We start from the raw sequence: 26,060 nt of genomic DNA on the forward strand, positions 1-26,060 counted from the left end.
TTCGTAATTCGTAATTTGAATGAGTTGGGGCGTAAATCCGCAACTCATTCAATACCAAAATCTCAAAATTAGGGGTTTGGTAATTGGTAATTAGGTGTTTGGTGTTTGTTATTTCCCCATCTCCCTCATCTCCCTCATCTCCCTCATCCCACAGATACCAACGGCTTCGGTGTTTCAATTCTCCCCCGCACGGATTGTCCTGTCAGCAATTCTGCTACATCCATACCGTTACCAATTACGCCAGGTACGCTGGGATAGCCTGCACTCGCACCTACTAAGAACAGATTTGGTAATTCTGTTGTATATCCCAGACGCTCTAAGCCTACTTGTTTGGGTACTAATTTCGCACCATAAATATTACCTTGGGGTTGTCCGAGATAAAATTCACTGGTGGTAGGTGTACCGTAAATTTTCATCCGCGCATATTTGTCTACATCGGGAATTAAATCGCGGACACTGGTCATTACTTGCTGATAAACTTCCCGTTTTTTCGCTTTATAGCCTTTGGGGTCGTGTTTGTGTAGGTATTCAAAAGGCTCATAAGGGCAGACTGTGGCAATTTCTAGAATATGATGACCTGGTGGCCCCATCCCTGCTTCCTGAGACTTCATTGTCGGACAAGAGAGGAAAATCCACGGATGGCTGAGGTCTCCTGCTAATTGTTGTTGATATTCTCTGTTGAGGTTGCCTGTAGGATAGTACCAGATATTCCAGTTACCAATACCGTAGCGCTCTGGCTCGAAGCTGCTATCTAAACCTAAGTAGATATTAAAAGCACTGGCTGAGTATTCGTAGCCTGTTAAGCGTTGACGTTCCTTGTGGCTCAAGGCTTCAACATCATGCATCAACTCTACTGTTAATTTCGGGTCTAGGTCGCTGATATAAGCTTGACGCGCGCTGTAGGTGATACCATCGGCAATGACGCTGTGGATGTTGTTGTGACTAACTTGGATATGTTCTACAGGCGTTGAGTATTGAATTACGCCTCCACCATCTGTAATTGCTTGGGTAATGCTATCTACAAAGTGTTTGAAGTGATGTTTTGGATAGTAGGCTCCCTCGGAATAGTCGCAAACTAAGGAAGTATGGGTAAGTAGGGCAATTTCTTTAGGTGGTAATGCATAATCACCACTTTGTCCTGCTAATACAGCTTGCAGTTTTGGCGACAAGCCAACATAGTTATACAAATCTTGTAGAGTCCAATTCCGCTTCCAAAAGAGATTCCAGTATTTTGGTAACTTCAACCAATCCAACCATTTACGGTCAAACCAACGCACTTCTTGAACTAAGCTGCGAATTTGTTGATGGATTTGTTTAATCTCATCACAGTAGCGGTTAATGGCTCGTTGTTCTTCAGGAAAGCTAGTCAGCAAGGCTTGACGCAGATTTTCCCATCCCAATGGAATCGCAAAATTCGCTTCTGGTGTAATTACTCGGTCAATACAGTTTGGATCGAGGCTGTTAAAGGGTACATCCCGTTCGATGTAGTTGAGAAATTGGTTGATAGTCTTACCTGAACCACATTGAGAAATATAATGCACATCCGCGCAAAAGCTGTATTCTCCATAATCAAAGGTGTGACAACAACCACCTGGTAAGTAATGTTTCTCCAAAACTACTACACGGTATCCTTGCTTGGTTAAACAGGCTGCTGCTGACAGTCCACCTAACCCAGCTCCTAAAATCACATAATCAAAGATTTCCATTTCTGACTCCTCTGGTAATCTTGATATTTCTTGATTTCGGCGATATGGTTTTTGATTGCCATCGAAAGATGGCAAAAATATGCAAATTCTCAGTATTTATTCACCTGGCTGTTAGATTTTTACTGCATCTGTCTTGAAGACTGGGTAAAAACTAAAATTAGTGCTGGTAAACTATTGAGCTTACAAACAAAATTTTTTTAATTGCTTCAGTTAGGGGTAAACAATTACCAACTGAGCATTCACAAATTGACGGCTTTTGATGAAATTAGCCGGATTGTATTAAACAGCAATTATTAAGCGATCGCAGCAACTATTCTGAGGGTAAATAGTCTCTTCCAAGTGAGCTAGAAGCCTAACCTGAGAAAAACACATAACTTACCCTATGCTTTGCTTGGTAAGGTTTACAAGAAAGGTAAAAACTCTTAATTCTCATAGTAGATGCTTAATGTCTTTAGCTTAACAAAAACAGTAAGATTTATTAGTTAAGCTTGAGTATTTTTCGTTTTTCTTAACAAAAGTCCGTAAACTTATCATGTAGTCACGCTTACAATCAAAGAGATAGCTAAATGCAAAGACTGCAAAAAAAGAGCATATTTCTAATAGCTGAAAATTTAAAAATTTTCCTTTCACTTATAGAAAACTGTGTTAATATAATAGTGGAATTGCAGAGAACCTCTCAAATAGGTGAATGTGGCGACACCCTGATCGCAAGTCTTTGATTAAGAGTCATGCCAACCCATAGCTTAGGAAGAAGCGACTACGGGAGGTTCAGATATAAATGCAAGACCTGTAAACACAAACTCGTTATGGAGGCAATGTTGGATCAAATTGGCTCACAGATATGAGGGGTCTGGTTGCTAATAACTAGACCCCTCTACTTATTGATGGGTATCAGCCTTGAATTACAGCGACAGGTTTGAGGCGTGCTACCTTACGAGCAATACCAGCATTGTGAACCACATTAACAACACAGCTAATACCAATTCTCCAAAATTCAGCAACAGATCCAAACTCAAAAACCCTTGCTACATATGGTTTTCTTAATTTTGAATTTTGAATTTTGCGAAAAGTTGCGTGCGGGGGTTCCCCCCGTTGAGCCAACTTTTCAAGACGAATTTTGAATTGGTATAACATCTTTGTAAGCTTGGGGTGCTTCCTCAGCTAAACCAGACATTGAACCAGCGCGAATATTGATTCCTTCTTTTTCTAGTTCTCCACGCAAGCGATCGCCTATAACTGACCGCTTTGCCTTAGCACGACTCATAACTCGTCCCGCACCGTGACAACTAGAACCAAAAGAAAGGCGATCATTTTCAATCCAAAATTTAGTAACGCACCAAAGTAATTCATTAACCCTAAGAATTATTTTTGAAATACTGTTTCAAATGACGGATAGCAGCACTGGTATTACGTTCATAAGCAATTTGAACACAATGGGTAATGGCATTTTGTAAGTCAAACTCTGGAAAATAGCGGCTGTGAGTTTGCAGTTGGTAATCAGTGCCTTGTAATTGGTAAATCAATAACTGCTGCTTTTTGAATAACCAAACTTCTGGAACTCGGTAGGGAAGATAATCTTGGATATCGGAATAACTAGTTACGTCAATTTCAATCGCCAAATCCGGTGGTGGATCTTGTCTCCAATCAATCCGCTTTTTACCTGAAACCGCTTGCCAATTATCGATGTAGAAACAATAGTCAGGTTCAATGCCACTTTCTTCAGGTAGCGTCATCGTTATAGGGGTAAATGCATCGTATTCCCGTCCATAATGATCTAAAAGTGTCTTCGCAATATCCGCCAGTAAATTGGCATCTCGTCCATGTACAGGCAAAGGCGACATCAGTAATACTTCCCCATCGCGGTATTTGATGCGAGGAATTGAAGCATCTCCCCGCTGTTCACAAAGACATTGGTAATCCTGCCAGCTAGCAGGTAAACGTACCACAGCACCAGGAGGCAATTGAATCTTTTCTGGGGAGATTAGAGCAAACATGACTTCAGCTGCTTTTGGCAGTGGTTTATTGCAATAATATCAAACACCTGTAGCGAGCTAGTAGGTGATCAAGTTTATTTTGATAAGAAGGGGTAAGGGGAAAAGGGTAAAGGTTTTAAACCCTTCCCTTTTGCCTTTTTCCCGATATACACCTGTCAATATTTGTGTGTTGACCTACTAAATGCCCAAACTACAAATCTTTTGCACTTTCAAAGTCTACAAAAAGCTTGTCTCTGCCAAAAACTCTACAATCGCTGCATTGACTTCCTTTGCAGAACCAATTGCGGCATCATGACGGCAGTTACGCAAAATTTTTAACTTCGCATTGGGGAGACATCTATACAATTTCTCTCCATGAGTTACAGGAAACCAATTATCTTGCTCACCCCATAAAACTAGAGTGGGACATTCAATATTACTTAACTTTTTTTGAATTGTACTGAGCATATTTGGTTTCTGGGTTTGCCAATGCTCAATTTCTCTCGCTGCTATTTGTAAGTCTTCTGCAACTTTTACGAGTGTCCCAGGAATTTCAATAAATGGGTAGGATATCCAATAGATATCTTCTTGGGTTAATACTGATGGATCGAATAGCACCTGTCGCCGCTCTATTGCCATAATTTCTCTAAATAGAGGTGCGAAGAAATATGCTAGACGTAAGCTGTCAATTGTTTGGATGAGTTCTAGCGGCGTTTGTGATAGTATCCACATTGCCCAATGCGGCAATTTCTCAGCAAAAATTGGCACATTGACTACTACTAACCGCCCTACTAATTCAGGATATTCTTGAGCCAGAGAAAGAGAAACTAAGGCACCTAAAGATTCTGCTACAATCACTGGCGGTTCATCACATAATTCCTGAATTATGCGCGCTAATTCTAGAACTTGATGACCGTTATCTTCTCTTCTAAATACAGGTTTTTCGGAGAAACCAAAGCCTTTGGCATCAAAACAAATTACCCGAAAATATTTCGACAAGGGGTCAATACTGTAACGCCAATTATAGCTCCAGTTGCCCATACCATGTAATAAAATGAGTGGCTTACCTGTACCTTTTTCACCATAAGCAATGTGTACAGGATAACCTTTAGTATCAGTAATAATTAAACTTTGTCGCCCTTGAGGAAAAGTAGCCTGCCACCAATCTTTCATTACTGTAATTAATACCTAAATTAGCCACCAGTGATGGCTTGCCACAGCAATCTAATTAGTATCACAGGTAAGACAACTAAGACAATGGCAATCACCAATAATCCAGCGACTAGAGCAAAGATAAATAACCTGTCGGCTTTTTGAGTTTGGCTAGAAAACTTTAAGTTATCTTCTAAAAGCTGAATATTCATACTATTCGCTTTCCAAGCAAAATCAAACAAGTCTCCCAACATGGGGAAAGAGCCTACTAAACCATCTACGATAATATTAAACACCATTCTGCCAATGGTGGCTCTAGGTACACCTAAGCGTGCAGCTTCGACAACAATGTAACAAGAAAGCATTACCCCTAAAAAATCACCGCCAACAGGTAATAATCCTAAAATTGGATCTATACCAACACCAACCTGCGTACCGGGAATAGTAATAGCATTATCTAAAATTCTACTTAGCTGACGCAGTCGCCTTACTCTAGGAGCCTTAGCATCAGGTTCAATAATCGGATAACGAGAAGGTGAATCAGGCATGAGTGCGATCGCTTGATTGAATTTGAATAGTTAAGTATTTTACTGCTGTCTATTAAATAATTAATTTTGTTTAATCAATTTTGACGATTTGCGGAACTGCATATCTTCACCAACTGTAACGTTTAATTGATCGCCTACCAGTAGCACAACCGCACTCATCCATAACCAAAGCATTAAGACAATCACAGCCCCAACAGCACCATATACTTTATTGTAGTTACCAAAATTAGCTACATAAAGTCGAAATAAAGCTGACAAAACTGCCCAAAAAACAGCTGCTAAACTAGCTCCTGGCATCATTGGCATACCTGGAGTCCAGATACTGGGGCCATAGCGATAGACAAAGCCAAAGGTAAAAGCAACAATACTTAAAGCTAAAGGCCAGCGTAAAAGTTGCCAAATATCAAATAAGAAGATTAAAGCATTATTTTCGCTGACTACCATTGCCAAGAGTAGGTCGCTGAGAAAAACTAAAAATGATGCCAATACTAAAAGCAACATAGTACCGACTGTCAACCCCAGAGAAACCAGCTTGGCTTTCCAAAAAGGACGCATTTTTTCTGGGGGAATTTGATGAATTTGATCTAAGGCTGTCATCGCCGTACTTACCGCACCTGAAGCAGTCCAAATGGCGATCGCAAAACTGATAGAGAACAAGCTACCATTTTTGGAGTGGGCGATTTCTCGAGAAGCAAAATCCCGAATCAGCACCAGTGCTTCTTCCGGTGCAATTTGACTGACTAGCGCCGCCAGTTGTTTAAAAGTATCTTGCAAAGATTCTGCAAATAAGCCAATGGCTGTAAAGAAAGCCAATATTGCTGGAAACAGCGATAACATGGCGTTGAAAGCAATTTCCGAGGACAGTCCTAAAAGTCGCCTTTCGAGCGTCCTCGCAAAAGTTTTCTTCAGGTTGCGCCAGGTAAGGTGGCGAAAGAAGCGGATAAACCGAGATTGGTACATGATTTTTGGGGATTGGGGACTAGGGACTGGGGAACTCGGGGCCCCCTCTGGGGATAAGGGGTAATGGGGACTAGGGACTGGGGACTAGGGGAAATACCAAACACCCAATTACCAATTACCAATTACCAATTACCAATTACCCATGCCCAATGCCCAATCCCCAATGCCCTATTCCTTGTTATTTTTAACTTTTGACTCTTGACTTTTACGTTTTGCTGATAACTAATAACTAATGACTATTAACCAATCAACAATCGCTATGAGTCAAGACTTAACAACGCAATGGTTGAGTGAAATCCAATCTCTCAAACAGCAAATGGCAGAACTTCAGCGCGATCGCGATGCAGCTTGGGAAAGTGCCCAAAAATGGCGTAAACTTTATAACACCGAAGCAGAACAACGTCGTACAGATACGCAGTTATCGCAACAGGCGATCGCATCTCTAAAAGCCGAACTACAAAGAGTTCAGGGTTTAGATACAGACGCACTCCCCGATGCTACTGCAGTCACAGCGATTCAACAGGAACTATCACAGATAAAATCGGTAGAAGATTTGAAAACGAAATTAGTTACAGTCATTAAAGAACGCGATCGCTTGTTGCAAGCTTTGAAAACCGAGCAAGACAACCACGCTCAAACCCGCAATAATTTAACTACCGCCTTGGGTGATGCGATCGATAGCTGGACTAGGGAACGAGTTACTGAACATGACACACAGGAAAATCTTTCTCTGGAGTCAACAGTTAACAGCTAATAAGCTAAAACACACCAAATTTACATCTTAAATTTAATCAAACTTTTGTGGGGTGGGACAGTCCGCTGTGATTGTGCGACGCACAACCCATCTCAATACTTGGCGGTGAAGGGGAAAAAGGGGAATGGGAAAAGGGCAATAAAAAACCTTTAACCTTTTCCCCAAAACCAATTTTGAGTTCAAAACGCTATCCCTTGTAGTATTGCAACCCATCCCACAAAGGCCCTACCCAGTAGCTGATGTTGACTTCATCTGAGTAGGGCACAAATAACCGATGATAATAAAATTAATGTTTTAAGAATTTATACAATCTCAGCTCATGCTACGCCAAATTTCTTTGGGAACCATCGGTTTAACTGTCGGTGCTATCCTAACCATTGTTGGTTTTGTCGCCTACGCGGCTGATAATGCCACACTCAATCTTGTGGGCTTTTTTTACGGCTTTCCCCTATTGTTAGGGGGATTAGCGCTCAAAGCCAATGAACTGAAGCCTATACCCTTTAGCGAAACTACTACACCTGAAGTTTTGGCACTGCGCGAACAACAAGCCACTGTGACTCAAAATAAAATCCGTAAAGATATCACCCGCTATTGCTATGGGCAAAACGCCCATCTTGATAGGGCACTCTCTTTCCTCGGTTTAGGTAAAACAGACGAAGACACACCAATCGTTACAGGATTAAAAGAAAAGGCAATCAATGGTGCTTACGCTTTAATTTTAGAATTTGATTCGCCACTGCTCCCAATTGATGCTTGGCAGGAAAAACAAGAAAAAATGCTCAAATATTTTGGCCCTGGTGTTGAGATTCAAATTACACAGCCAGAGGAAGATAAAATTGAATTGGCGCTGATTACTACAACTACTAATTCATAATTTCCAGACAAGCTCTACTAAATCAAAAATTTAGTGATTTTCCATCAGTGGAAGTTTACAGCTTCCACTGATTTTTATTAAAAATATTGTGGATACAACTTACTTTTCTAAGCGTACTGCATACCACTGTAAATATTTACCAGGGCCTAAATCCAATTCGCAGCTTGTATCGATTAAATACTGGGCTTGTGCCTCCACCTCATCAATCTTCTGCACATCGGGTGGTAAATCCTCAACAGAGATGTTTTGGACAACTAACTTCAACTTTTCTAATAACTCCGAGGCAGTTAAAAACTGTTCTGCTTGGTTAGTTTCTAGGACAACATAATTATCCTGTAAATACATTAATGGATCGGGCATTGAGATTACTGGTGTTTGCTGTTAAAGGTCGGTTTTTTGAAGAAATTGAATTCAGACTAATGAGGCTGTGAGCTATGTTATTTCATCTTTACTTTTATTTTAGTTGAGTAGATTAGCACCAATATTCAAAATTGCATCATATTTTCAAAATACAGCAGCTTGGAACTGTGTAAGGCACAGATAATTGTAGGGAACATGGCTGTACTCCTAGCCTTGGACTTTATGTACCTAAGATCGGCTGTATATTCCTATCTCCTGGCGACCCAACAATCTGGCGAATGTGACAAATGCTGTGGATCTGCGATCGCCTACTCTCAATCGCCTAAATATTTTGTTTGCTTTTAGATGTTTTTACGTGTTTACACTTAGATATAGCAAAATTTTGGTGAATAATATATTTTTTAAATCCACCTTTTATAGCAATATTACGATAAAAAACTATCAAGAGCTAATATTAGCCGTAAAGACTTGAAAAACAAGTATTTTCAGAATTTATCTTTATATTTTTTTGCAGCATTTTATGGGTTGCCATAAAATGCTGAGTGCTAAAAATTACTGTATAACTGAAAAAGAGGGTAGATATTAGAAGTTTTCCCGGAAATGGCAATTCGACTTCAGGTCTAGGGAAATATAAATAGTACGCCTAATGTGAATTAGAAACGCCTCTTATGCCATAAGGGTTTCAAGATTAGTCCACAATCATCGTTTTGTGGCTAACTACGAAATTATCAGGGTTTCAAGATTTAATTCTCATTAAACGTCAACAATACATTTCTGACCATGTCCTTACCTGGACAACCAGATTGCAATTGCTTTTGTGTTTTCAATAAATTGTCTATGCAACCTAGTAATCTACCATTTGCTTGGCTGAAAATCATGGAACGTTTTACGCACCAACAGCAGCATACCTTGTGCTTGCAAGTATTGGCATTTATATGGAAGCAAGTATCCTTAGCTTCTAGTAGCACAACCTTTTTTCGTACTCATTTGCCAACTCACTACTTATACCGATTCAGCGAAAATTTGCACTACTGGACATCTAGCAACCTGGTACATCAAGAAGCAGAATCTTTCCTGTTTCTCACAATCCAGTGAAAACCAGAACACTATAAACTTTTGTTTTCTCTAATCTGATGACTACCGCAAAAACTATCGCTTACAGGCGATTTAGTTCAGGGGGCAAGTCTTTTCAAGTTCGCCTTTAGCGATACTTTTATTTTCTGTGGAACGCAACTCATGTCAGGCATAAGCCCATTTCCTCTTTCTAAGCAACCGCCACTAATTTTAGTGGCTGATGATGACAAGACCATGCGAGTGCTGTTGCGTAAAGCTATGGAACAAGAAGGCTATCGAGTGGTTGAAGTCAATGATGGCCAACAGTGTCTAGATGCTTACGATACGATTAAACCAGATATAGTCTTGCTAGATGCAGTCATGCCTGTCATGGATGGCTTTACTTGTTGTAAACAATTACTCAAGATTGCTAGAAATAACTTGATGTCAGCACTAGCTAGTTTTGATACAGATTCTGCTCTCGGCAATACTGTTATCTCTAAACTATGGGAGCGAACTCCCATATTAATGATCACTTGTTTAGATGACGAAGATTCTGTCAATCGTGCTTTTGAAGCCGGAGCAATGGATTACATAACTAAACCTATCCACTGGGCAGTTTTACGCCAACGCTTGCGAAGACTATTACAACAAGCACAAGTATACAAACAGTTAGAAGCAGCAAACCAGGCTTTACAGCATATTGCCAACGTTGATGGCTTAACAGGATTGGCTAATCGTCGCCGTTTTGATGATTATCTCAATACTCAGTGGATTAATTTAGCCCAAGAGGAAGCACCTCTGTCATTAATTTTATGTGATATCGACTTTTTTAAATTTTACAATGATAAATATGGTCACCCAGCTGGAGATGTTTGTTTACAAAAAGTAGGTGCAGTTTTAAGTCATACCGCCCAAAAAAATCAGGATTTAGTAGCGCGTTATGGCGGTGAAGAATTTGCTGTAATTATGCCCCATACCCATGCTTTTGGTGCAGTTCATGTGGCTGCTGCAATGCAAGCTGGGGTGAGAAATTTGCAAATAACTCATGCAGGTTCGCAAGTTAGTCAACATGTCACATTAAGTATGGGTGTAGCAACTGTTGTTCCTACTTGGGAATCTTCACCTTCAGATTTAATTGTGACTGCTGATAAGGCACTTTACCAAGCAAAGGCAGAAGGACGAAATCGTATTATTCTCAAGTGATTAATTGATAGAGAGTCTGTCAATCCTAGGCTTTGACTCTAGGATTTTGCTTTTAAATTTTACTTTAAAAATCAAATTTTAATTATCAGTTTTAATGCTGTAAGTAAGTCAGTGGGAAAAAACAAAACTAAGTTAAGAAAGGTAAACCAAGCTATAACCCTCTTCCCTCCTGCCTTGTCATAGCGATAATTTTTAACCCTGAGCTACTTGTATCCATTAACCAATAAATATTTAAAGTTTTTACTTCATTAACTTATTGAGCAACCAAATTGAATATAGACAATCTTAAGTTTCTTCTCTCTGCTCACGCTCAAAGGTAGAAACTCAATTGCAAATTGAAATTTATATGGCTAAGAGGGATAAACTGGCAAGGTGAAGTGGAACCATGCGCCACCATTGGGGACAGAATCTACCCAAATTTGACCATAATGCGCCCGAATAATCCGTTGGCATAAGCACAAACCAATGCCATAACCCTCAGTACCTTCATCTCGCTGTAACCGGAAGTGATTTTCAAAAATGCGATCGCGGTTTTCGTAAGGAATCCCTGGGCCAGTATCACCAATACTAATCTGAACTTTTTGGGTAGTGCGGTGTAGTCCTGTAACGCTAATTTTGCCACCAGTAGGCGTATATTTAATGGCATTATCCAACAGGTTAATTAACACTTGGTGAATGCGCTCTGGATCGGCATAAACATAAGGCAAGTCTTGAGGAACATCTGTTTCTATCTGTTGGGATTTGGCAGTGTAGCGATCGCGCAATTCTTCTAATACACTGAAACAGAGTTTGCCGATTTCCATTTTTTGGGGTACTATTGGTAACTCTGTATCATTGCCCCTACCCACCTGCAAAAGATCCGTAATCATACGGTCAATTGTTTTAGTTTGAGTCCGGGCTTGCTTGAGTAAGTGCGCCGTCATTGCTGGTTTGAGGCGCTGGAATTGGCCAGTTTCGATATTGTAGTTAGATTGTAGCGTTTCTATGGCGATCGCAGCAGCAGTTAAAGGATTGCGGAGGTCATGGGCCAGCACAGAGATTACCCTATCTTTAAATTGCAACTGTTCGTGAAGTTTCTCTTGTTCCTGTTTCAAACGAAAAATTTCGTCTGACAAACGTATAAGTTCGGCAGAAACAGCCACGGAACTAATCGTAGATTTGGGTGCTACCACCCGGCTATTGTCCTCTAGACGTTCTTGTAAATCTTCCTGTAATTTTAAATAGGCATCGACAGAAGCTTGCCAACGAGGCCACCAATTTTTAAGTTGACCGATTATATTACTACCAGCAATAATTTGCCTGGGTTCCGGGTGGATTTTGACTAAGGCTGGCGTTGCCACTAATTTAAAGTGTTCCGCCAAATAAGGTTGTTGTCCAACATCAATGATTTGAAGTTCAAACTGATACCCAGCCTGTAATTCTTTTAAGTAAGCACGTATTCGCTGTACCTGTTGTCGGGACTTGGGCCGTCCATCAACAAACAGCAACAGCTGGAGTGGAGCCTCAGAATAGATCGGCTGATCTTGGGAAACTGGCATGTAATCGTGTTTCAGCACTGGTAACAACCCGGCGGCGCTTGACAGAAAGTTTAAGATGGACTGACGCTGGTCGATGGTCGTTCTTTCTTTTAAATTTAATATCTATTTTAGATTTTTCCTACACCTATCAGTCCTGCATTTTTCAGATGAGACACATCTTCTTCAGCTTTTTGCTACCTATTTCCTTGGTTTCTGTTCCTGATAACCTTTCGAGCCTTGATTATCGCTCTTTATTATCAGCTGATCAAAATTTGGCAGCAGTACCGGCCAATGAAAGCTTTTATACTACAGCCAGCCGAATGGTACAGCAACAGATTGATTTGATTGCCCGCATTGAGCAAGCTATGACTATGCCTGATGCTAATCGGATGCGATCCGTTCAAGGGCAATTAACTGTCTACACTAAGTTTGTAGACGCTTTTCTCAACCGTCAATACAAAAACCCCAAAACTTTATGTATTTCCAGAGTTGATGTTACGGAGAACTTATCTTTTTTAGCCGAGCCATTAACTGAGTCACAAATAAAAATTTACTGCTCTTTGTATGCTTCTAACCAAGAATTATTAAAACTTACCCCAGTATTAGATCGGTTACTATCCCGACGTGGGGAATTAGCCTTAGTCAGACCGCTACCTTTGGTTTCAGGAGAACGACAATCAGATTCTGTGCTGGCGATCGCGCCGATGCAGCTTCCTAATTTGGACAAGCTAGCGACACCTTTTGCCATCCAAGAACCCAATTTAGTTTCACCTCCACTACCTATTATCGGTAGAACAGCGAAAACTGCAATAGCAGACTATGTACCACTTGCACAACCTGCGATCGCACCTCCTGCTGAAGCACTGACAATTTTGGCAGATGCGAAGAAATTTTTGACCGCAGCCCAGGTGGAATTCCCCTTAAAAAATCAATTTACTAATCCTCAGGAAACCTCTGCAGTACTTGACCACTTTAGTTACGACATCGACCCCCAAGAACCTCAAATTTACGCTACCTTTTTAAAATTGCCTCGGACTGGGATTTTCCGCGTTTTACCTGATTCTGCTTACCAGCGTCCGCTTGATACTATCCAGAACCGCTTGGCACCTACTGTCAGTGAACGCTATCCTTTCCCTTTGTTGGCTGATACTCAAGGCGGATTTACTCCCAGTCTAGCACTTCAACTAGTTGGCGATCACTTTGCCTTAGGACATCAAGGTGTAGATTACAGCTTCATGGTGGATTTGGGTGATATCCCCCTGACTAAGTTAGATTCTCAGTTGCAAACTGTGGTCAAATCCACAAGAGAATTTTTCCTCAACTACCAACCGCCTAAGCAATTAGATGACTTACAAGTAGAACGGCGACGCTTCTTGACTGGTAAAGACCAGAACTGGAATTTAAATCAGGTGATTTTGGCGAGCGCTCAAGCTCAATTAAACCATACTTACTTAGTGCGATCGCTACAATTCCAGCTACCAGACATTATTTTGAACAATAGAAAACTTTCACCCCAAGAACGGCAATATTTAGGGCAAGCACCACAACTACATAGCAGTGATATACTTTTAGCCTTTCGCCCAGTTCGTCGTCGTGCTGATGGCAGTTACACTGTGCTGTGGCGAGTTTTAAATCAGTTTCACGACCCAACAATTATTGATTTACAACAATCTATGAAATATTGATTCTGGTTTTTTTCTAGAGTGGCAAAGCTAGCTAGAGCAAAAACTCAAACTTCGTAAATTTGTCATTGTTGAAAATTTTGGTTTACTTATTTACGCCTGTTTCAATCATTACAAACCTACTCTAGTTTATTTTGCCGTTCTAGTTTTTTTCTGAGTTATGTGACTTTGCTGAGATTTTAGGGAATTCTACAAAATAGAGAGCCAGAGATCCTAGTAAAGCATAACTATGTTTGATGATTATCCTCATATTGCTATATTTATTCGCTCCTTAATGGATGGTGGCGTAGAGCGAGTAATTTTGAACTTGGCACAGGGATTTGTTGAGCAGGGTTTAAGGGTAGATTTACTGCTTACCACAGAGCCAGCTGGACCATTTCGCTTACAGTTACCACATAAAGTGCGGATAGTAAATCTACAAACCCCAAAACTAGCAAGCAGTTTGCCTAAGTTAGTAGCCTATTTAAGGCAAAATCGACCATTTACTTTGCTCTGTGCTGGTCATTACTGTTGTGAAATTGCTGTAGGAGCTAAGTATCTCTCGAGAATGCCCACAAGAGTAGTGGTGTCCGAACACAGCACGCTATCTTTAGAGGTAAACAACACAGACAATTTAAAAATGCGTCTTACACCCTTAACCACAAGGCTTTTCTACCCTTGGGCAGATGGGGTTGTAACTGTTTCTCATGGGGTAGCAAAAGATCTTTGCCAAGTAGGAGGATTACATACTGAGAAGATTCATGTGATTTATAATCCAGTCGTGACTGGTGAAATGTTAGAAAAGTCTCAACAGTCGGTAGAACATCCTTGGCTAAAACCTGGAGAAATACCGCTTATTTTGGGAGTAGGGCGGTTGACACCCCAAAAGGATTTTTCCACACTTATTCATGCTTTTAACTTAGTGCAACAAGTTAGACCTGCTCGGTTAATGATTTTAGGGGGTGGTAGTGAGCGTTCTAGTCTTAACCAACTAATCAAAGAATTAGGCTTGGAAAATCACGTATCAATACTTGGCTTTCAGCAAAACCCTTATGCTTACATGGCGAAAGCATCTGTGTTCGCTTTATCTTCTGCTTGGGAAGGCTTGCCGACAGTACTCATAGAGGCGATGGCTGTAGGAACTCCAGTAGTCTCCACCGACTGCGAGAGTGGACCTGCGGAAATTTTAGCTAATGGTAAATACGGTTCTTTAGTTCCTGTAGGTAATAGTAAAGCTATGGCAGAGGCTATTTTGAATATACTATCTGGCAATTACCCCACAGTTGATCCTAACTGGATTGAACAATTCACTTTAAAAGCATCAACTTTACAGTATCTTAAGGTACTGAATTTGACTGCTAGTTAATTTCAACAAAAAAATTATGGCTCTTCCTTACCTGTTATGCCAAATTATTAATTAAATATCAAAAATTTGCTGAAAATCATAGGTCAATAACTCAAACCTTTGCTAAATAGATAAAAACATATTTAAATTAGATTAAGTAATGTATCAAAACTAAAAAATATTTAGATACAGTAGAGTTTAGCCTCTACGTATATTTTATAAAAATGCAAACTTTTCTATAATTTAGATTTCAATATTTTCTTAAAAAATATGATTGATTTTAGTGTGGCAATATGTACTTTTAATGGTGAAGAACGTCTACCTATTCTTTTAGATAAGCTAAGAGATTGTTGTGCCTATAGTATAGGAACATCGAGTAATGAAGAAAATATAACTTGGGAAATTATCATTATTGATAATAATAGTAAAGATAATACTGCTAAAGTAATTCAGGAATATCAAGAAGATTGGCCTACACCTTATCCGATTAAATACTGCTTTGAATCTAGACAAGGATTAAGCTATGCGCGAGAGCGTGCTATTCAAGAAGCCAAAGGCATATTTGTAGGTTTTCTGGATGATGATAATTTACCTACTCCGAATTGGGTTGCAGCTGCTTATAGTTTTGGTAAACATCATCCTAAAGCTGGGGCTTATGGTGGACGTATTTACGGAGACTATGAAGTAACACCACCTAATAACTTTGAGAGAATTAGCCCCTTTTTAGCCATTGGAGGAGGAAAAACAACTTTCTGTTATACTTCTTCAGAAAACATTTTTTTGTATAAAAAAATGCTTCCACCTGGAGCCGGATTAGTAATTCGTAAACAAGCATGGATTGAAAATATTCCGAAAAATCTCTTTTTTCAAGGTCGAGTTAACGGTTCGTTAGTTACTGCTGAAGATATAGAAGCATTAACTCATATTAAAAAAGCAGGGTGGGAAATTTGGCATAATGCCGAAATGGAAATTTATCACCGGATTCCTAAGCAGCGCTTAGAAAAAGAATATCTATTGAAATTAATGCGTGGTGTAGGTCTCAGCCGTCATTATACCAGGATGCTAGACTTACAAATTTGGCAACAGCCTTTTGTTTCTCTAGCTTATATGGTTAACGATATCCGCAAGATATTTCTTCATTGGTTTAAATATCGCTTAGTGCTGAAGACTGATATTATAGCTGCTTGTGAGTTGGAACTTTTAATTGGAGCTTTTCTTAGCCCCTTTTATATTTACAAAAAATATTTATTGAATTTCAATAATTAAATTTCTAGATTTATCAAATCTGGTTCATATTCATAATTTTACCAATATCAAGAAGATTAGGTAAATTGTTTTGTAATTTAATTTTAATATGCAAATTCCGCCAAAAAACGCTTCAGAAATTAAGAATGTCGCCCAGGATGGCAATGATGAAAATTCCTTGATGAAGCATATTAGTAGAGCCTTTATTATTGCCTATCAAGAATCAACTCAAGATTTAGAAGAAGTATTAACAAATCAAGGGTTGAACTGCGAAGTTATAAGACAGGAACGTAAACCCGAATATCAAAATTACTCTCGGAGTTATCTGTGTCTTTTGAACCATCGCACAGCTTGGGAAAGGGCGATGCAAGAAACTCAACCAACAATGATTATTGAGGCAGACTTTGTACCAGTAGTTAATTTTGGCAAGCTACCTTTACCTTTTAATCCTTACCAAAGTAATGTGGGGATTAGCTGGCTATATACTTGTGCACCACAGATATATTACGTCTCACCTGATGGCTATGCTGAAGGGTTTTCTACTTCAGCAGTTGCATATATTGTAAATCCTGAAAGTGCCCGCTACTTACTAGAACTGGCTGAGGAAATTCGCACCAATGTAGGAGAAACTAACTATTCGAGTTGGGACTCAACTATTGATAGTTTTCTCCGACGTAAAGGTCTGAAAAACTATATTCCTTGGCGTAACTATGGCGAACATGGAGGTTTACCAAATCTAGAGCATTACAAAAATAATCTCAGTAAAACTCATCGCGCTGATGTCCTCTACGGTAAACTTGCCTTTATGCCCTTGTATGCTGCCAAAGATAGTAAACTCAACTTGTTTAGGGTAAGATTTTGGGCAAGGCTTAAGGGTATTGCTCGTTTGGGAACTGGACGCTTTCTGCGAGTGAAAGTTCTCCAAGGTTCTAACTTTCCTTTGCGGCTACTGCGGTTTGCAATTTTGAGACAGTTAACATGGAATTTTTAACAAAACTAAGAGCGAACAAGGAAAACTCTATCTATTTTGTAGATAATCAAATCTTAAAAATCTTCTCCGTGAAATTTCATACTCAAATTTGAACTGGAGTTCACAGTCTGCGCTAGGGTAGGAATTGACACTAGATTTGTGATTTCCTGTGCTGCCCTGTAAAAGTCCGGCTATATTTCTGAGTTTGGCTGTTTTACTCACTTCGTTAACAGCCTGTGCCAACAGTCCCACTGCCAAAAACCTTGAGCAATCTTTGGCAGCTGATCCTCAGTTGCAAAATAACCCAGTTGTGTTTGGAGAAGCTAAGGATAGCCAACAGCAAGCACAACAGAACGCATCAACAGTTAAATTGCCAACTGATTTTCCCCAAGATATTCCGTTATATCCTAATGCCAAATTAGAAGCAGTTACACCACCTAGCGCTACAGAAAACAGAACATCTACTCGCTGGCTCAGTTCTGATCCGAGTAATTTTATTGCCAACTTCTACCGCGAACAACTGCAAGCGAATAATTGGCAAATTTCACAGCAACCCACAGATGATTTAGGAGGCGTTTTTGAGGCGCAACGCAGTAATTTGCAGGTGAAAGTTTCTATTCAAGCTCAATCAGTAACGAACCCTACACCAAATCAGCCGCAAACAGCCACTGAATTACTAATTGAGTATCTTCCTGCAACCACAGCCACCGCACAACCTACGCCAACTAATAATTCCAGCGAAACTACTAACGCCCAAACGCCTATTGATACTTCCCAACCTGGTAATCCAGAATTTATTGGCCCTGTACTACCTACAAACGTGGCGACACAGCCAGCAAATACATCTAATAACCAAACAGTTGCGACATTTACCGAGGAAGCTCAAGAATTTAGCGATTTGAATAAAGTACCTCAAGAACTGCGGCAACACATTCAAGATTTAGCAAAATTAGGAGTTTTATCTCCAGAATCTACAGTTAATAAGGGCAACTCCAATACTACAAGCAACCAATTTGCGCCTAGTAAAGCCATAACTCGTAGAGAATATGCTCGTTGGTTAGTGGCGGCTAATAATGCTATGTATGCTAACAATCCAGCGAAACAGGTTCGCTCAGTATCGGAAAGCGCTCAACCTGCTTTTAGTGATGTGTCTGCCAAAGACTCTGATTTTCCTGTGATTCAAGGATTAGCGGAAGCCGGATTAATTCCTAGTTCCTTATCTGGGGATACTACAGCAGTTTTATTCCGTCCTGATGCACCCCTAACAAGGGAACAGTTGCTACTGTGGAAACTACCTTTGGATACTCGCCAAGCTTTACCATCAGCGAATTTAGAGGTGGTAAGGCAAACTTGGGGTTTTCAAGATGCAGGGAAAATTGATCCGAAAGCTTTAAGAGCTGTGGTAGCTGATTACCAAAATGGCGAACAATCAAATATCCGCCGTGTATTTGGCTATACAACCCTATTCCAACCGAAAAAACCTGTGACTCGTGCAGAGGCGGCGGCGGCTTTGTGGTACTTCGGCATTCAAGGTGAAGGAATATCGGCTGTTGATGCTTTAAAGCTAAAGCGTCCCCAAACTTGATACTTGATTGCCGATTCATGTCTTACTTAAGTAGGGTAGCTCACTTTATCATCCGGATTACAAACTGTACTGATATTTGGCATGAAAATCTAAAAATTTTTTGTAAAAAAAATGTAGGTAATATATAAAAATTCAGTGAATTTAGGCACTTACAGCATTTTTAGCTTATATTCTTGGAAGCAATAAAAATTTTAGATTGTCTCATTAAAAACACGTAAATGAGTTTGAAGATTTGAAGTTAAAGCTGGATTTTGCCAGACTTCAAACCCATGCCAGTAGATCCATTGAGACACTTGGCATTTTTTAATTAAGACGTACCAAATTATAACCAGAGTTGCACGATCATGAAAAAACGCTTTGTCGCAGCAGGCTTTATTATTTTCTCTTTTATGTTGCCGTTGAGAGCAACTGCTGCACAATTTAGTGGGATTTACGTATTTGGGGACAGTCTTTCAGATTCAGGTAATGTATACAACTCTACTATAGACCCCAATACAGGAATAGGATTTCCGCCACCGCCTTATGTTGACGGAAACTTTTCCAATGGGCCGATTTGGATAGATGAGCTTGCTAAAAAGCTGCAACTAGATAGTTCTCCTACTCTTGTTACTGATGTTGCCAAAGGTGCTGCGCCGAAAAACGGCATTAACTTTGCCTTTGGTGGAGCTACTAGTATAGATAAAAACACTATTTCGCCTTTATTACCTGGCTTTCAAAAGCAGATTGCAGCATTTACAGCACCACTTTTGCAAACTAAAAATGCTGACTCAAACGCACTTTATGTATTGTGGACTGGTGCGAATGATTATTTACCTACGAATGCTGATCCCAATTATTTCAAACCTTTTACCGATCCAACAACGACAATTAATAGTTTAAAAATAGCGATCGCATCTCTAGCTGATGTTGGTGCTAAAAATATTCTGGTAGTTAACTTACCCGACTTAGGCCAGCTACCTCGCGCTCAAAATTTAGATCCGACTTTCCCTGTGGCTAATGGTACTTCCCAAGCTCTTACAGATTTGACTAAAGAGCATAACTCAGAGTTATCAGATGCGATCGCTGATTTAAACAAAGTCCTCAATCCTGATGTAAAACTCATCAGTCTGGATGCTAATTCTGTATTTACAGATATTATGAACGATACAAAAAATATGCAGGGGGTCAAATATGGTTTCAAAGAAGTGGCAAAACCTTGCCTAGTTGATCCCTCCTGTGCAGCTGACACAAGCATCCAAAATCAATATTTCTTTTGGGATGGGCTTCATCCCACAACTGCTGCTCATAAAATCTTAGGTGATTACGCCTTTCAGCAAATTGAAAAATCTATGCAGCCAGTCCCCGAACCCTCTACAGCATTGGGGACTGTGGCTATCGGTGCTTTTGGTGCAGCAGCATTACTCAAGCGCAAACGCAAACAATCACTGCTTAAGACAGCAAGTCTGGTTCCTGCTGGACAATCAATTCATACAAAGGTTGAAAGCTAAACCAGCCTAAGTCATGTCCGCCCACTTGCTGATGTGCCAAGCTAGCTGATTCTGGCCTAATTAGTTGAGGTTTACCAGCCGCCTCAGCGAGTAACTGGGCTTGACAAGAACGCTCCATTGTGATAAACCACCAAGCAGTTTCATCAACTGAGTGACCAACTGTCAATAAGCCATGATTCTTCAGAATTATGGCTTTATTGTTGCCTAAAGTTTCGGCAATTCGCTTACCTTCAGCAACTTCGAGAACTACCCCTGTATAGTCATCAAATAGACTATGGTCTTGGTAGAAAGCACAAGCATCTTGAGTTAAGGGGTCAAGCAGGCGACCAAGGCTAGACCAACTTTTACCATAAACCGAATGGGCATGAGCTGCAGCTACTACATCAGGACGGGCTGCATGGATTTGGGAATGAATTGCAAAAGCTGCACCATTGATGGGGCGATCGCCTTCGACAATTTCGCCTTTCTGGTTTACTAAAATTAGGTCGCTCACGCGCATTAAACCGAAGTGTTTTCCTAAGGGATTAACCCAGAATTGCTCGGGATTTTCTGGATCGCGGACAGTGATATGACCTGCAATACCTTCATCAAATCCAAAGCGGGCGAACAGTCGGAATGCGGCTGCTAGGCGTTGCTTGCGGTGTAGACGTTCTTCTTTCAACGAAGCAAAGGTGGGTTGCTGAAAAAAGTTTGGCTTGGCCCTGGATATTGCTTGCATTTTGACCTTTGGATATATGATTGTCCGTAAAAATCTTTATACTTAATTGTTAGCTTAAAATTTTAGCTCTATGTGGGATTACGAGCATTTATTCAAAATAATTGCAGAATTGGTGATGCATCATTCTCCCAGTGGTGTAGAGGCGGAAATTAACCAATTTTTACTGCAAGAATTTGCCAAACTGGGTGTAGAAGTATGGAGCGATCGCGCTGATAATGTCATTGCCAAAATTCCTGGTAAAAATCCTGACAGAGCAATTGCGATTACTGCTCATAAAGACGAAATTGGTGCGATTGTCAAAACTATTGGCGATCACGGACGTGTAGAAGTCCGCAAACTCGGTGGTTCTTACCCGTGGATTTACGGTGAAGGTGTTGTAGATTTATTAGGCGATGCCGAAACTATTAGCGGTATTCTCAGCTTTGGTTCTCGTCATGTTTCCCATGAATCACCCCAAAAAGTCCAGCAGGAAGATACTAGCATTAAGTGGGAAAATGCTTGGATTGAAACCAAATGTACCACTGCTGAGTTAGAAGCAGCTGGGATTCGTCCTGGTACGAGAATGGTAGTTGGTAAACATCGCAAGCATCCCATTAGATTAAAGGATCACATTGCCAGCTACACTCTAGATAACAAAGCTTCTGTGGCCATTCTGCTAGCACTAGCGCAACAACTCAAACAACCAGCAGTCGATGTTTATTTAGTCGCCTCAGCCAAAGAAGAAGTAGGTGCGATCGGGGCGCTATTTTTCACCCAAAATCAGGTATTGGATGCGTTGATTGCTTTGGAAATTTGTCCTTTATCCAGCGAATATCCGATTGAGGATGGTAAAAGCCCGGTGATTCTCTCTCAAGATGCCTATGGCATATATGATGAGGCATTGAATGGGCAACTATGCCATTGTGCCAAACAGATAGAGATTCCAGTGCAACTCACAATTCTCAGTCAGTTTGGTAGTGATGCTTCGATTGCCATGAAATTTGGCCATGTAGGGCGTGCTGCTTGCTTGGCATTTCCGACACAAAACACTCATGGCTATGAAATTGCTCATTTAGGCGCGATCGCTAACTGCATATCTTTACTGCAAAACTTTTGTGAAAATTATCCTGCTTGACTATATGGGCGTGAGTGAGTGCGATCGCATAAATTCCACCAATTATGCAATACTCCCAAAGCAACAATTTTTCCCTTTAAAGCAAATACCTGATTTTTTATGATTTTTTACCCTAGGAAGACAGGATAGTTGGACGGTATAAATTTATAGTGAGTACGTCAGTTTCCAGTAGGGTTAACGCATTTTCTTGCCAAACTTGTTTCCATTAAGGATTAGGTTTACTCAATGTCAATATTGGGTGGAATTATAATCCTGATGTATACAACCTCTAGAGTTGAGATTCGTTAGCCCTGCTGTTTTTGTTTGATTAAAATAAAATTTTTTTTTCATTACTTGGCTAGATTTTTATTGTCAATTTAATTAAAAATTAATAAATAGGATAAAACATATTGGTTAACCAAAATGATTTTCTCTATGCTCGTAGTCGCTACTATGGGCAGACTAAGCCTGAAAATGTAGCTTTTAATGCTAATTTACAAGAATTTAGCCAGCGCATTAGCTATATCTCTAATTTAGTCACAAGTGGAAAAATACCTCCCCATGAAGCTTACCAACATATCAAAGCTCTTTGGCAGGTACTAAAGCGGAGTAAAAACAATTGAAAATAGGCAAATAAATTCCACAGACAGAGAGTTTTTCTGAAGACTTATAGATGGAATTTGAGAGTTTTTGAAACATAAATTCAGATTTTGTTGATGTTTATCCTTCTATAGGGTAAACATCAAGTCTCACATAAAAATTTAAGCAAAGTTTTTACCCTAATTGGCTACAAGGTTCATTTATGTCACACTTTACTTAATGAAAGCCGATGACGGGATTTGAACCCGTGGCCTGCTGATTACGAATCAGCTGCTCTACCACTGAGCCACATCGGCGTACACAATCCAAGATTGTAGCATAATTTTGACTCATGGTAGAACCAAATCCTCAAAGTCGCCTTAGCCCTGAACAATACGCCCGTCTCAAAGCTGAAATGGCAGCGCCTTACCGAGGCTTGCGAAAATTTATCTATATCGCTTGTGGCGCTTCTGGGATGATTGGCGTTTTCGTATTTTTTTTTAGACTGCTTGCTGGGCGGGATGTGGATAGCAGTTTGCCTAGCCTATTACTGCAAGTAGGAATTGTTGCGTTAATGGTATTTCTCTGGCGTTGGGAACAGCAAAAGCAAAAACGCTCTTAAATTGATTAGATGTTCCTAAGTTTTACGACTTACGCAAAAGTCACGGAATTAAGTCATTACGAGCGTAGCGACGTAATCGCCTGAAATGATGGGATTGCTTCCCTACACTAAGTTCCGGTCGCAATGACAAATTTTACTTGCGTAAGTCCTGAATTTTTGAGATTAGCTTCAAAAAAAATCACAATTTTACTCACAGAACCTCGTCCTCAAGTAATGCTACTTCTTTATATCTCTCTATCATATTTAAGTTAATTAACGATAGTTGAATTTTTGAAATATACAGTCAGAAAAAATAAAAAAAATCTTAGGAAATCGAAAAATACAAAATTTTCTGAGAAACTAAAAATTGTTGAAACGAGGTCAGCCAATATAAAGACCTTGAATATAAATAAGCGAAGTTAAATGAGGGTCAGCTAAATTTTTAGACCCTAAATTTCAGGAAAAACACAAAATTAAAAGCGCTAAGACTGACAAATTGTTAGCTTGGCGCTTTTAATTTTACGAATTCATAATTATGAGGAAATAAGCTCGTAGTCAGGAATAATATCCTAGATTTTGAGGCAAATTTTGTGCTAACTACGAACTTATCAAAATTACATTCATGAAACAGGCTACTAGCATTTAATCACGTCAATTATGACGCTAGAATAAATTCGGAGTCATGACGAAATTTTTGTATCTTTAAGCACTCTCATCAATAACTACAAAGCTAGCAAAATTTTTGCGATCGCCCACTAACATTCATCTATGGAACCTTGACCAAATAAGAAGAGGGGATCGCTGGGGCACGTCCAGCATTAACTAGTGCTTGGTACACAAAAGCAGCAACTTCTGCCCTAGTAGCGTCACGATTAGGATTAAGTTGCTTGACTGTGGGATAGTTGATCACTATTTGCCGTGCAGTAGCAGCAGCAACTTGATTCAGCGCATAATTGGGAATCTGAGCCGCATCACTATAAAAAGTCAGGATATTTTGATTATCCGCAGTTAACCCAAGACCACTAGCTAAAGCAACTAAAGCTTGCACTCGGGGAATTTGCTGCTGTGGTTTAAATGTACCATCAGGATATCCAGAGACAAATTGGCTTTGGTAAGCAGATTGGATAGCAGCATAAGCCCAAAAATTACTTGGGACATCCTTAAAACTAATCGCTGGGCGTTTAGATGCTGGTGCCAAAGCTTTGGTGACAATAGTAGCGAATTGAGCGCGTGTTACCGGATCGTTGGGTTTAAAGGTGCCATCAGGAAAGCCAGCAATAATTTGTTGCGAGGCTAGAGCTTCTATATAGGCCTTTGCCCAGTAACCTGTTGGTACATCATTAAAGGCAGTAGCACCGCCAACGTTTGCTGCTACAAAATTTACAGAACCAAAGATGCGCTTTTGATCGATATCATTGCCAATAGCGACAATCTGATTTTTGGTGGCATTATTTACGTCATAACGGGTGTTATTGCGGATGAGATTACCACCAGGACTTTCATTTGTACCCAAGTCTGGTGCAGCATTAACAGTTGCTACAACACCATCCCGCTTATTGTTCTGAATGAAATTCTTACGTAGTATAGGTTTACCCGTTTCTGAAATAAAAAGACCGTCTTGGTTTTCGATAATTTGGTTTTCTGTAATTAAAGGTGTGGAAGTTCCACCAATTGCCAAACCAAAACCAGTATTCTGAAACAAGTTATTCCGAATTTCGCCTTGGGCAGTTTTAGCTACAGAAACCCCATTACCTGAGTTCTGCACGAAAACATTGCTTTCGATTTTGGGATTTCCTGTCCCCGTGACAAAAACTCCCTCTCTAAGACTTTCAGTAAAAGTATTATTTGTGATCAGGGGATTAGTGGATTCCACCCATACACCTGTACCCCGTTGATTGGGGTTGGTCACAGTGACACCTGCGATCGTGGTGCTATTATCGGCCAGAATTGTAATATCCTGTCTGGCAAATGTTTTACTGGTGTAGTAACCTCCACCTTTAATTAATATTCCCTGACCTTTGGTGGCTTCATCACCCCGTATAGTTACTCCTGGTTTAAGGATGAGTGGAAAAGTTTCTCCACTTTGTTGATTATAAGTACCAGGCGCTAATTGAATGACTGTCCCAGCTTGGGCTTTAGTCAGGGCAAAAGTAATAGTTTTTAAAGCAGCCGCTTGTGTTGTACCTGCAGCAGTATCTGAACCAGTTGCTGAGTTTACATAAATTACAGTTGCAGCTGCTGGAGTTTGTGCTGTCAGAGTAGGAGCAATACCAGCTTGCCGAATGGAATCAGCATTTACTACGCCAGGTAATATTGTTAAACCACTGGAAACTACTAAAACAGTACTAATTCCGGCTCTTAATGGTAGATTAGATCTGAGAAGAATGCCAAAAATAGGGCGAAAACCTTTCGCTGGAATAATGTGAAAACCCCGATATTTCATTTTTGATGTCTGTGAAGTGCTGAATGAAGTTACCTTAAACAATAAGGTGGTAGGTGACAGCTATTAAGCTGCCAAACCCATGCAAAACTATACCGGATCGTCAGCAATTGATCAGCTAAATTTCACAGATAAATTACAGAACTTATATTATTTATCACTAAAAATTTTTGTAAAGCCACTTTCGAGAACTGATATCACTCGATGGCGGGTATCAATACATATTCAGCGCC

The 26,060-nt window shown here is 40.1% G+C and carries 24 protein-coding genes and 1 tRNA gene; 14 read left to right on the top strand and 11 right to left on the bottom strand.

Features of this window, described 5'->3' with window-relative positions; genetic code table 11:
- Positions 1 to 143: 143 nt before the first annotated feature.
- The 6 genes from HGR01_RS31560 to HGR01_RS31585 all read right to left on the bottom strand — a co-directional run bounded on the left by HGR01_RS31560 (position 144) and on the right by HGR01_RS31585 (position 6,339).
- Positions 144 to 1,706: a phytoene desaturase family protein gene (locus HGR01_RS31560; RefSeq protein WP_045868304.1), complete on the bottom strand. Its 1,563-nt coding sequence runs from the start codon at positions 1,704 to 1,706 to the stop codon at positions 144 to 146.
- A gap of 1,105 nt (positions 1,707 to 2,811) precedes the next feature.
- Complete coding sequence (locus tag HGR01_RS31565) at positions 2,812 to 2,970, bottom strand: RtcB family protein (RefSeq protein ID WP_081583895.1); 159 nt, start codon at positions 2,968 to 2,970, stop codon at positions 2,812 to 2,814.
- Between the two features lie 91 nt (positions 2,971 to 3,061).
- On the bottom strand, positions 3,062 to 3,700 hold the full coding sequence (locus HGR01_RS31570; protein ID WP_045868302.1) for a Uma2 family endonuclease: 639 nt from the start codon (positions 3,698 to 3,700) through the stop codon (positions 3,062 to 3,064).
- 216 nt (positions 3,701 to 3,916) lie between these two features.
- Positions 3,917 to 4,852, bottom strand: coding sequence for an alpha/beta fold hydrolase (locus HGR01_RS31575; protein WP_045868301.1), 936 nt, complete (start codon positions 4,850 to 4,852; stop codon positions 3,917 to 3,919).
- A gap of 20 nt (positions 4,853 to 4,872) precedes the next feature.
- On the bottom strand, positions 4,873 to 5,379 hold the full coding sequence (locus tag HGR01_RS31580) for a DUF4112 domain-containing protein (protein WP_045868300.1): 507 nt from the start codon (positions 5,377 to 5,379) through the stop codon (positions 4,873 to 4,875).
- A gap of 60 nt (positions 5,380 to 5,439) precedes the next feature.
- Positions 5,440 to 6,339: a YihY/virulence factor BrkB family protein gene (locus tag HGR01_RS31585; protein ID WP_045868299.1), complete on the bottom strand. Its 900-nt coding sequence runs from the start codon at positions 6,337 to 6,339 to the stop codon at positions 5,440 to 5,442.
- Positions 6,340 to 6,402: 63 nt separating this feature from the next.
- Between HGR01_RS31585 and HGR01_RS31590 the strand changes: the two genes are divergently transcribed.
- The 3 genes from HGR01_RS31590 (at position 6,403) to HGR01_RS31600 (ending at position 7,967) form a co-directional block, all read left to right on the top strand.
- Positions 6,403 to 6,534, top strand: coding sequence for a hypothetical protein (locus tag HGR01_RS31590; protein WP_255325152.1), 132 nt, complete (start codon positions 6,403 to 6,405; stop codon positions 6,532 to 6,534).
- Positions 6,535 to 6,598: 64 nt separating this feature from the next.
- Entirely contained in the window at positions 6,599 to 7,093 is a 495-nt protein-coding gene (locus HGR01_RS31595; protein ID WP_045868897.1) for a hypothetical protein, read from the top strand.
- Positions 7,094 to 7,412: 319 nt separating this feature from the next.
- Positions 7,413 to 7,967: a DUF2854 domain-containing protein gene (locus tag HGR01_RS31600; protein WP_096621889.1), complete on the top strand. Its 555-nt coding sequence runs from the start codon at positions 7,413 to 7,415 to the stop codon at positions 7,965 to 7,967.
- 99 nt (positions 7,968 to 8,066) lie between these two features.
- Here HGR01_RS31600 and HGR01_RS31605 read toward each other — a convergent pair whose 3' ends face one another.
- Complete coding sequence (locus tag HGR01_RS31605) at positions 8,067 to 8,327, bottom strand: chlororespiratory reduction protein 7 (RefSeq protein ID WP_045868298.1); 261 nt, start codon at positions 8,325 to 8,327, stop codon at positions 8,067 to 8,069.
- An 837-nt stretch (positions 8,328 to 9,164) separates the two neighbouring features.
- Between HGR01_RS31605 and HGR01_RS31610 the strand changes: the two genes are divergently transcribed.
- On the top strand, positions 9,165 to 9,422 hold the full coding sequence (locus HGR01_RS31610; RefSeq protein WP_045868297.1) for a hypothetical protein: 258 nt from the start codon (positions 9,165 to 9,167) through the stop codon (positions 9,420 to 9,422).
- Between the two features lie 141 nt (positions 9,423 to 9,563).
- Complete coding sequence (locus tag HGR01_RS31615) at positions 9,564 to 10,586, top strand: response regulator (RefSeq protein WP_045868296.1); 1,023 nt, start codon at positions 9,564 to 9,566, stop codon at positions 10,584 to 10,586.
- A gap of 350 nt (positions 10,587 to 10,936) precedes the next feature.
- Here the strand turns inward: HGR01_RS31615 and HGR01_RS31620 are convergent, their stop codons facing one another.
- Positions 10,937 to 12,142, bottom strand: coding sequence for a histidine kinase (locus HGR01_RS31620; protein ID WP_194007797.1), 1,206 nt, complete (start codon positions 12,140 to 12,142; stop codon positions 10,937 to 10,939).
- A 128-nt stretch (positions 12,143 to 12,270) separates the two neighbouring features.
- On the opposite strand from HGR01_RS31620, the gene HGR01_RS31625 reads away from it, so the two are divergent.
- From HGR01_RS31625 to HGR01_RS31650, 6 genes are all read left to right on the top strand, one after another.
- Complete coding sequence (locus HGR01_RS31625) at positions 12,271 to 13,788, top strand: hypothetical protein (RefSeq protein WP_045868294.1); 1,518 nt, start codon at positions 12,271 to 12,273, stop codon at positions 13,786 to 13,788.
- 226 nt (positions 13,789 to 14,014) lie between these two features.
- Positions 14,015 to 15,130 (top strand): glycosyltransferase, encoded by a 1,116-nt coding sequence (locus tag HGR01_RS31630; protein ID WP_045868293.1) that lies wholly within the window; start codon positions 14,015 to 14,017, stop codon positions 15,128 to 15,130.
- 249 nt (positions 15,131 to 15,379) lie between these two features.
- The gene (gene hpsE / locus HGR01_RS31635; RefSeq protein WP_045868292.1) at positions 15,380 to 16,375 is read left to right on the top strand and encodes a hormogonium polysaccharide biosynthesis glycosyltransferase HpsE; all 996 of its coding nucleotides are present in this window, start codon (positions 15,380 to 15,382) and stop codon (positions 16,373 to 16,375) included.
- A gap of 88 nt (positions 16,376 to 16,463) precedes the next feature.
- Complete coding sequence (locus tag HGR01_RS31640; protein WP_228045442.1) at positions 16,464 to 17,345, top strand: LPS biosynthesis glycosyltransferase; 882 nt, start codon at positions 16,464 to 16,466, stop codon at positions 17,343 to 17,345.
- A 148-nt stretch (positions 17,346 to 17,493) separates the two neighbouring features.
- Positions 17,494 to 18,909, top strand: coding sequence for an S-layer homology domain-containing protein (locus HGR01_RS31645; protein WP_045868291.1), 1,416 nt, complete (start codon positions 17,494 to 17,496; stop codon positions 18,907 to 18,909).
- Between the two features lie 344 nt (positions 18,910 to 19,253).
- Positions 19,254 to 20,396 (top strand): PEP-CTERM sorting domain-containing protein, encoded by a 1,143-nt coding sequence (locus tag HGR01_RS31650; RefSeq protein ID WP_045868290.1) that lies wholly within the window; start codon positions 19,254 to 19,256, stop codon positions 20,394 to 20,396.
- On the opposite strand, the gene HGR01_RS31655 is transcribed toward HGR01_RS31650, so the two are convergent.
- The gene (locus tag HGR01_RS31655) at positions 20,338 to 21,114 is read right to left on the bottom strand and encodes a class II aldolase/adducin family protein (RefSeq protein ID WP_045868289.1); all 777 of its coding nucleotides are present in this window, start codon (positions 21,112 to 21,114) and stop codon (positions 20,338 to 20,340) included. The two genes, HGR01_RS31650 and HGR01_RS31655, sit on opposite strands and share 59 nt — an antisense overlap.
- A gap of 70 nt (positions 21,115 to 21,184) precedes the next feature.
- Between HGR01_RS31655 and HGR01_RS31660 the strand changes: the two genes are divergently transcribed.
- Both HGR01_RS31660 and HGR01_RS31665 read left to right on the top strand, forming a co-directional pair.
- On the top strand, positions 21,185 to 22,228 hold the full coding sequence (locus HGR01_RS31660) for a M42 family metallopeptidase (protein ID WP_045868288.1): 1,044 nt from the start codon (positions 21,185 to 21,187) through the stop codon (positions 22,226 to 22,228).
- A gap of 389 nt (positions 22,229 to 22,617) precedes the next feature.
- The gene (locus tag HGR01_RS31665) at positions 22,618 to 22,830 is read left to right on the top strand and encodes a hypothetical protein (protein WP_045868287.1); all 213 of its coding nucleotides are present in this window, start codon (positions 22,618 to 22,620) and stop codon (positions 22,828 to 22,830) included.
- Between the two features lie 201 nt (positions 22,831 to 23,031).
- Here the strand turns inward: HGR01_RS31665 and HGR01_RS31670 are convergent.
- A tRNA-Thr gene (locus tag HGR01_RS31670) sits at positions 23,032 to 23,103 on the bottom strand.
- Positions 23,104 to 23,138: 35 nt separating this feature from the next.
- Here HGR01_RS31670 and HGR01_RS31675 point away from each other — a divergent pair.
- On the top strand, positions 23,139 to 23,408 hold the full coding sequence (locus HGR01_RS31675) for a DUF3493 domain-containing protein (RefSeq protein ID WP_045868286.1): 270 nt from the start codon (positions 23,139 to 23,141) through the stop codon (positions 23,406 to 23,408).
- 745 nt (positions 23,409 to 24,153) lie between these two features.
- Here HGR01_RS31675 and HGR01_RS31680 read toward each other — a convergent pair.
- The gene (locus tag HGR01_RS31680; RefSeq protein ID WP_045868285.1) at positions 24,154 to 25,830 is read right to left on the bottom strand and encodes a DUF1565 domain-containing protein; all 1,677 of its coding nucleotides are present in this window, start codon (positions 25,828 to 25,830) and stop codon (positions 24,154 to 24,156) included.
- Between the last annotated feature and the right edge of the window lie 230 nt (positions 25,831 to 26,060).

Source organism: Tolypothrix sp. PCC 7712 (assembly GCF_025860405.1).
In the GTDB taxonomy this organism is placed as follows: domain Bacteria; phylum Cyanobacteriota; class Cyanobacteriia; order Cyanobacteriales; family Nostocaceae; genus Aulosira; species Aulosira diplosiphon.

Bases quoted from the DNA above. Each gene is read 5' to 3' on its own strand.
- HGR01_RS31560 (WP_045868304.1), bottom strand. From the start codon at position 1,706: ATGGAAATCTTTGATTATGTGATTTTAGGAGCTGGGTTAGGTGGACTG.
- HGR01_RS31565 (WP_081583895.1), bottom strand. From the start codon at position 2,970: ATGAGTCGTGCTAAGGCAAAGCGGTCAGTTATAGGCGATCGCTTGCGT.
- HGR01_RS31570 (WP_045868302.1), bottom strand. From the start codon at position 3,700: ATGTTTGCTCTAATCTCCCCAGAAAAGATTCAATTGCCTCCTGGTGCT.
- HGR01_RS31575 (WP_045868301.1), bottom strand. From the start codon at position 4,852: ATGAAAGATTGGTGGCAGGCTACTTTTCCTCAAGGGCGACAAAGTTTA.
- HGR01_RS31580 (WP_045868300.1), bottom strand. From the start codon at position 5,379: ATGCCTGATTCACCTTCTCGTTATCCGATTATTGAACCTGATGCTAAG.
- HGR01_RS31585 (WP_045868299.1), bottom strand. From the start codon at position 6,339: ATGTACCAATCTCGGTTTATCCGCTTCTTTCGCCACCTTACCTGGCGC.
- HGR01_RS31590 (WP_255325152.1), top strand. From the start codon at position 6,403: ATGGGGACTAGGGACTGGGGACTAGGGGAAATACCAAACACCCAATTA.
- HGR01_RS31595 (WP_045868897.1), top strand. From the start codon at position 6,599: ATGAGTCAAGACTTAACAACGCAATGGTTGAGTGAAATCCAATCTCTC.
- HGR01_RS31600 (WP_096621889.1), top strand. From the start codon at position 7,413: ATGCTACGCCAAATTTCTTTGGGAACCATCGGTTTAACTGTCGGTGCT.
- HGR01_RS31605 (WP_045868298.1), bottom strand. From the start codon at position 8,327: ATGCCCGATCCATTAATGTATTTACAGGATAATTATGTTGTCCTAGAA.
- HGR01_RS31610 (WP_045868297.1), top strand. From the start codon at position 9,165: ATGCAACCTAGTAATCTACCATTTGCTTGGCTGAAAATCATGGAACGT.
- HGR01_RS31615 (WP_045868296.1), top strand. From the start codon at position 9,564: ATGTCAGGCATAAGCCCATTTCCTCTTTCTAAGCAACCGCCACTAATT.
- HGR01_RS31625 (WP_045868294.1), top strand. From the start codon at position 12,271: ATGAGACACATCTTCTTCAGCTTTTTGCTACCTATTTCCTTGGTTTCT.
- HGR01_RS31630 (WP_045868293.1), top strand. From the start codon at position 14,015: ATGTTTGATGATTATCCTCATATTGCTATATTTATTCGCTCCTTAATG.
- hpsE (WP_045868292.1), top strand. From the start codon at position 15,380: ATGATTGATTTTAGTGTGGCAATATGTACTTTTAATGGTGAAGAACGT.
- HGR01_RS31640 (WP_228045442.1), top strand. From the start codon at position 16,464: ATGCAAATTCCGCCAAAAAACGCTTCAGAAATTAAGAATGTCGCCCAG.
- HGR01_RS31650 (WP_045868290.1), top strand. From the start codon at position 19,254: ATGAAAAAACGCTTTGTCGCAGCAGGCTTTATTATTTTCTCTTTTATG.
- HGR01_RS31655 (WP_045868289.1), bottom strand. From the start codon at position 21,114: ATGCAAGCAATATCCAGGGCCAAGCCAAACTTTTTTCAGCAACCCACC.
- HGR01_RS31660 (WP_045868288.1), top strand. From the start codon at position 21,185: ATGTGGGATTACGAGCATTTATTCAAAATAATTGCAGAATTGGTGATG.
- HGR01_RS31675 (WP_045868286.1), top strand. From the start codon at position 23,139: ATGGTAGAACCAAATCCTCAAAGTCGCCTTAGCCCTGAACAATACGCC.
- HGR01_RS31680 (WP_045868285.1), bottom strand. From the start codon at position 25,830: ATGAAATATCGGGGTTTTCACATTATTCCAGCGAAAGGTTTTCGCCCT.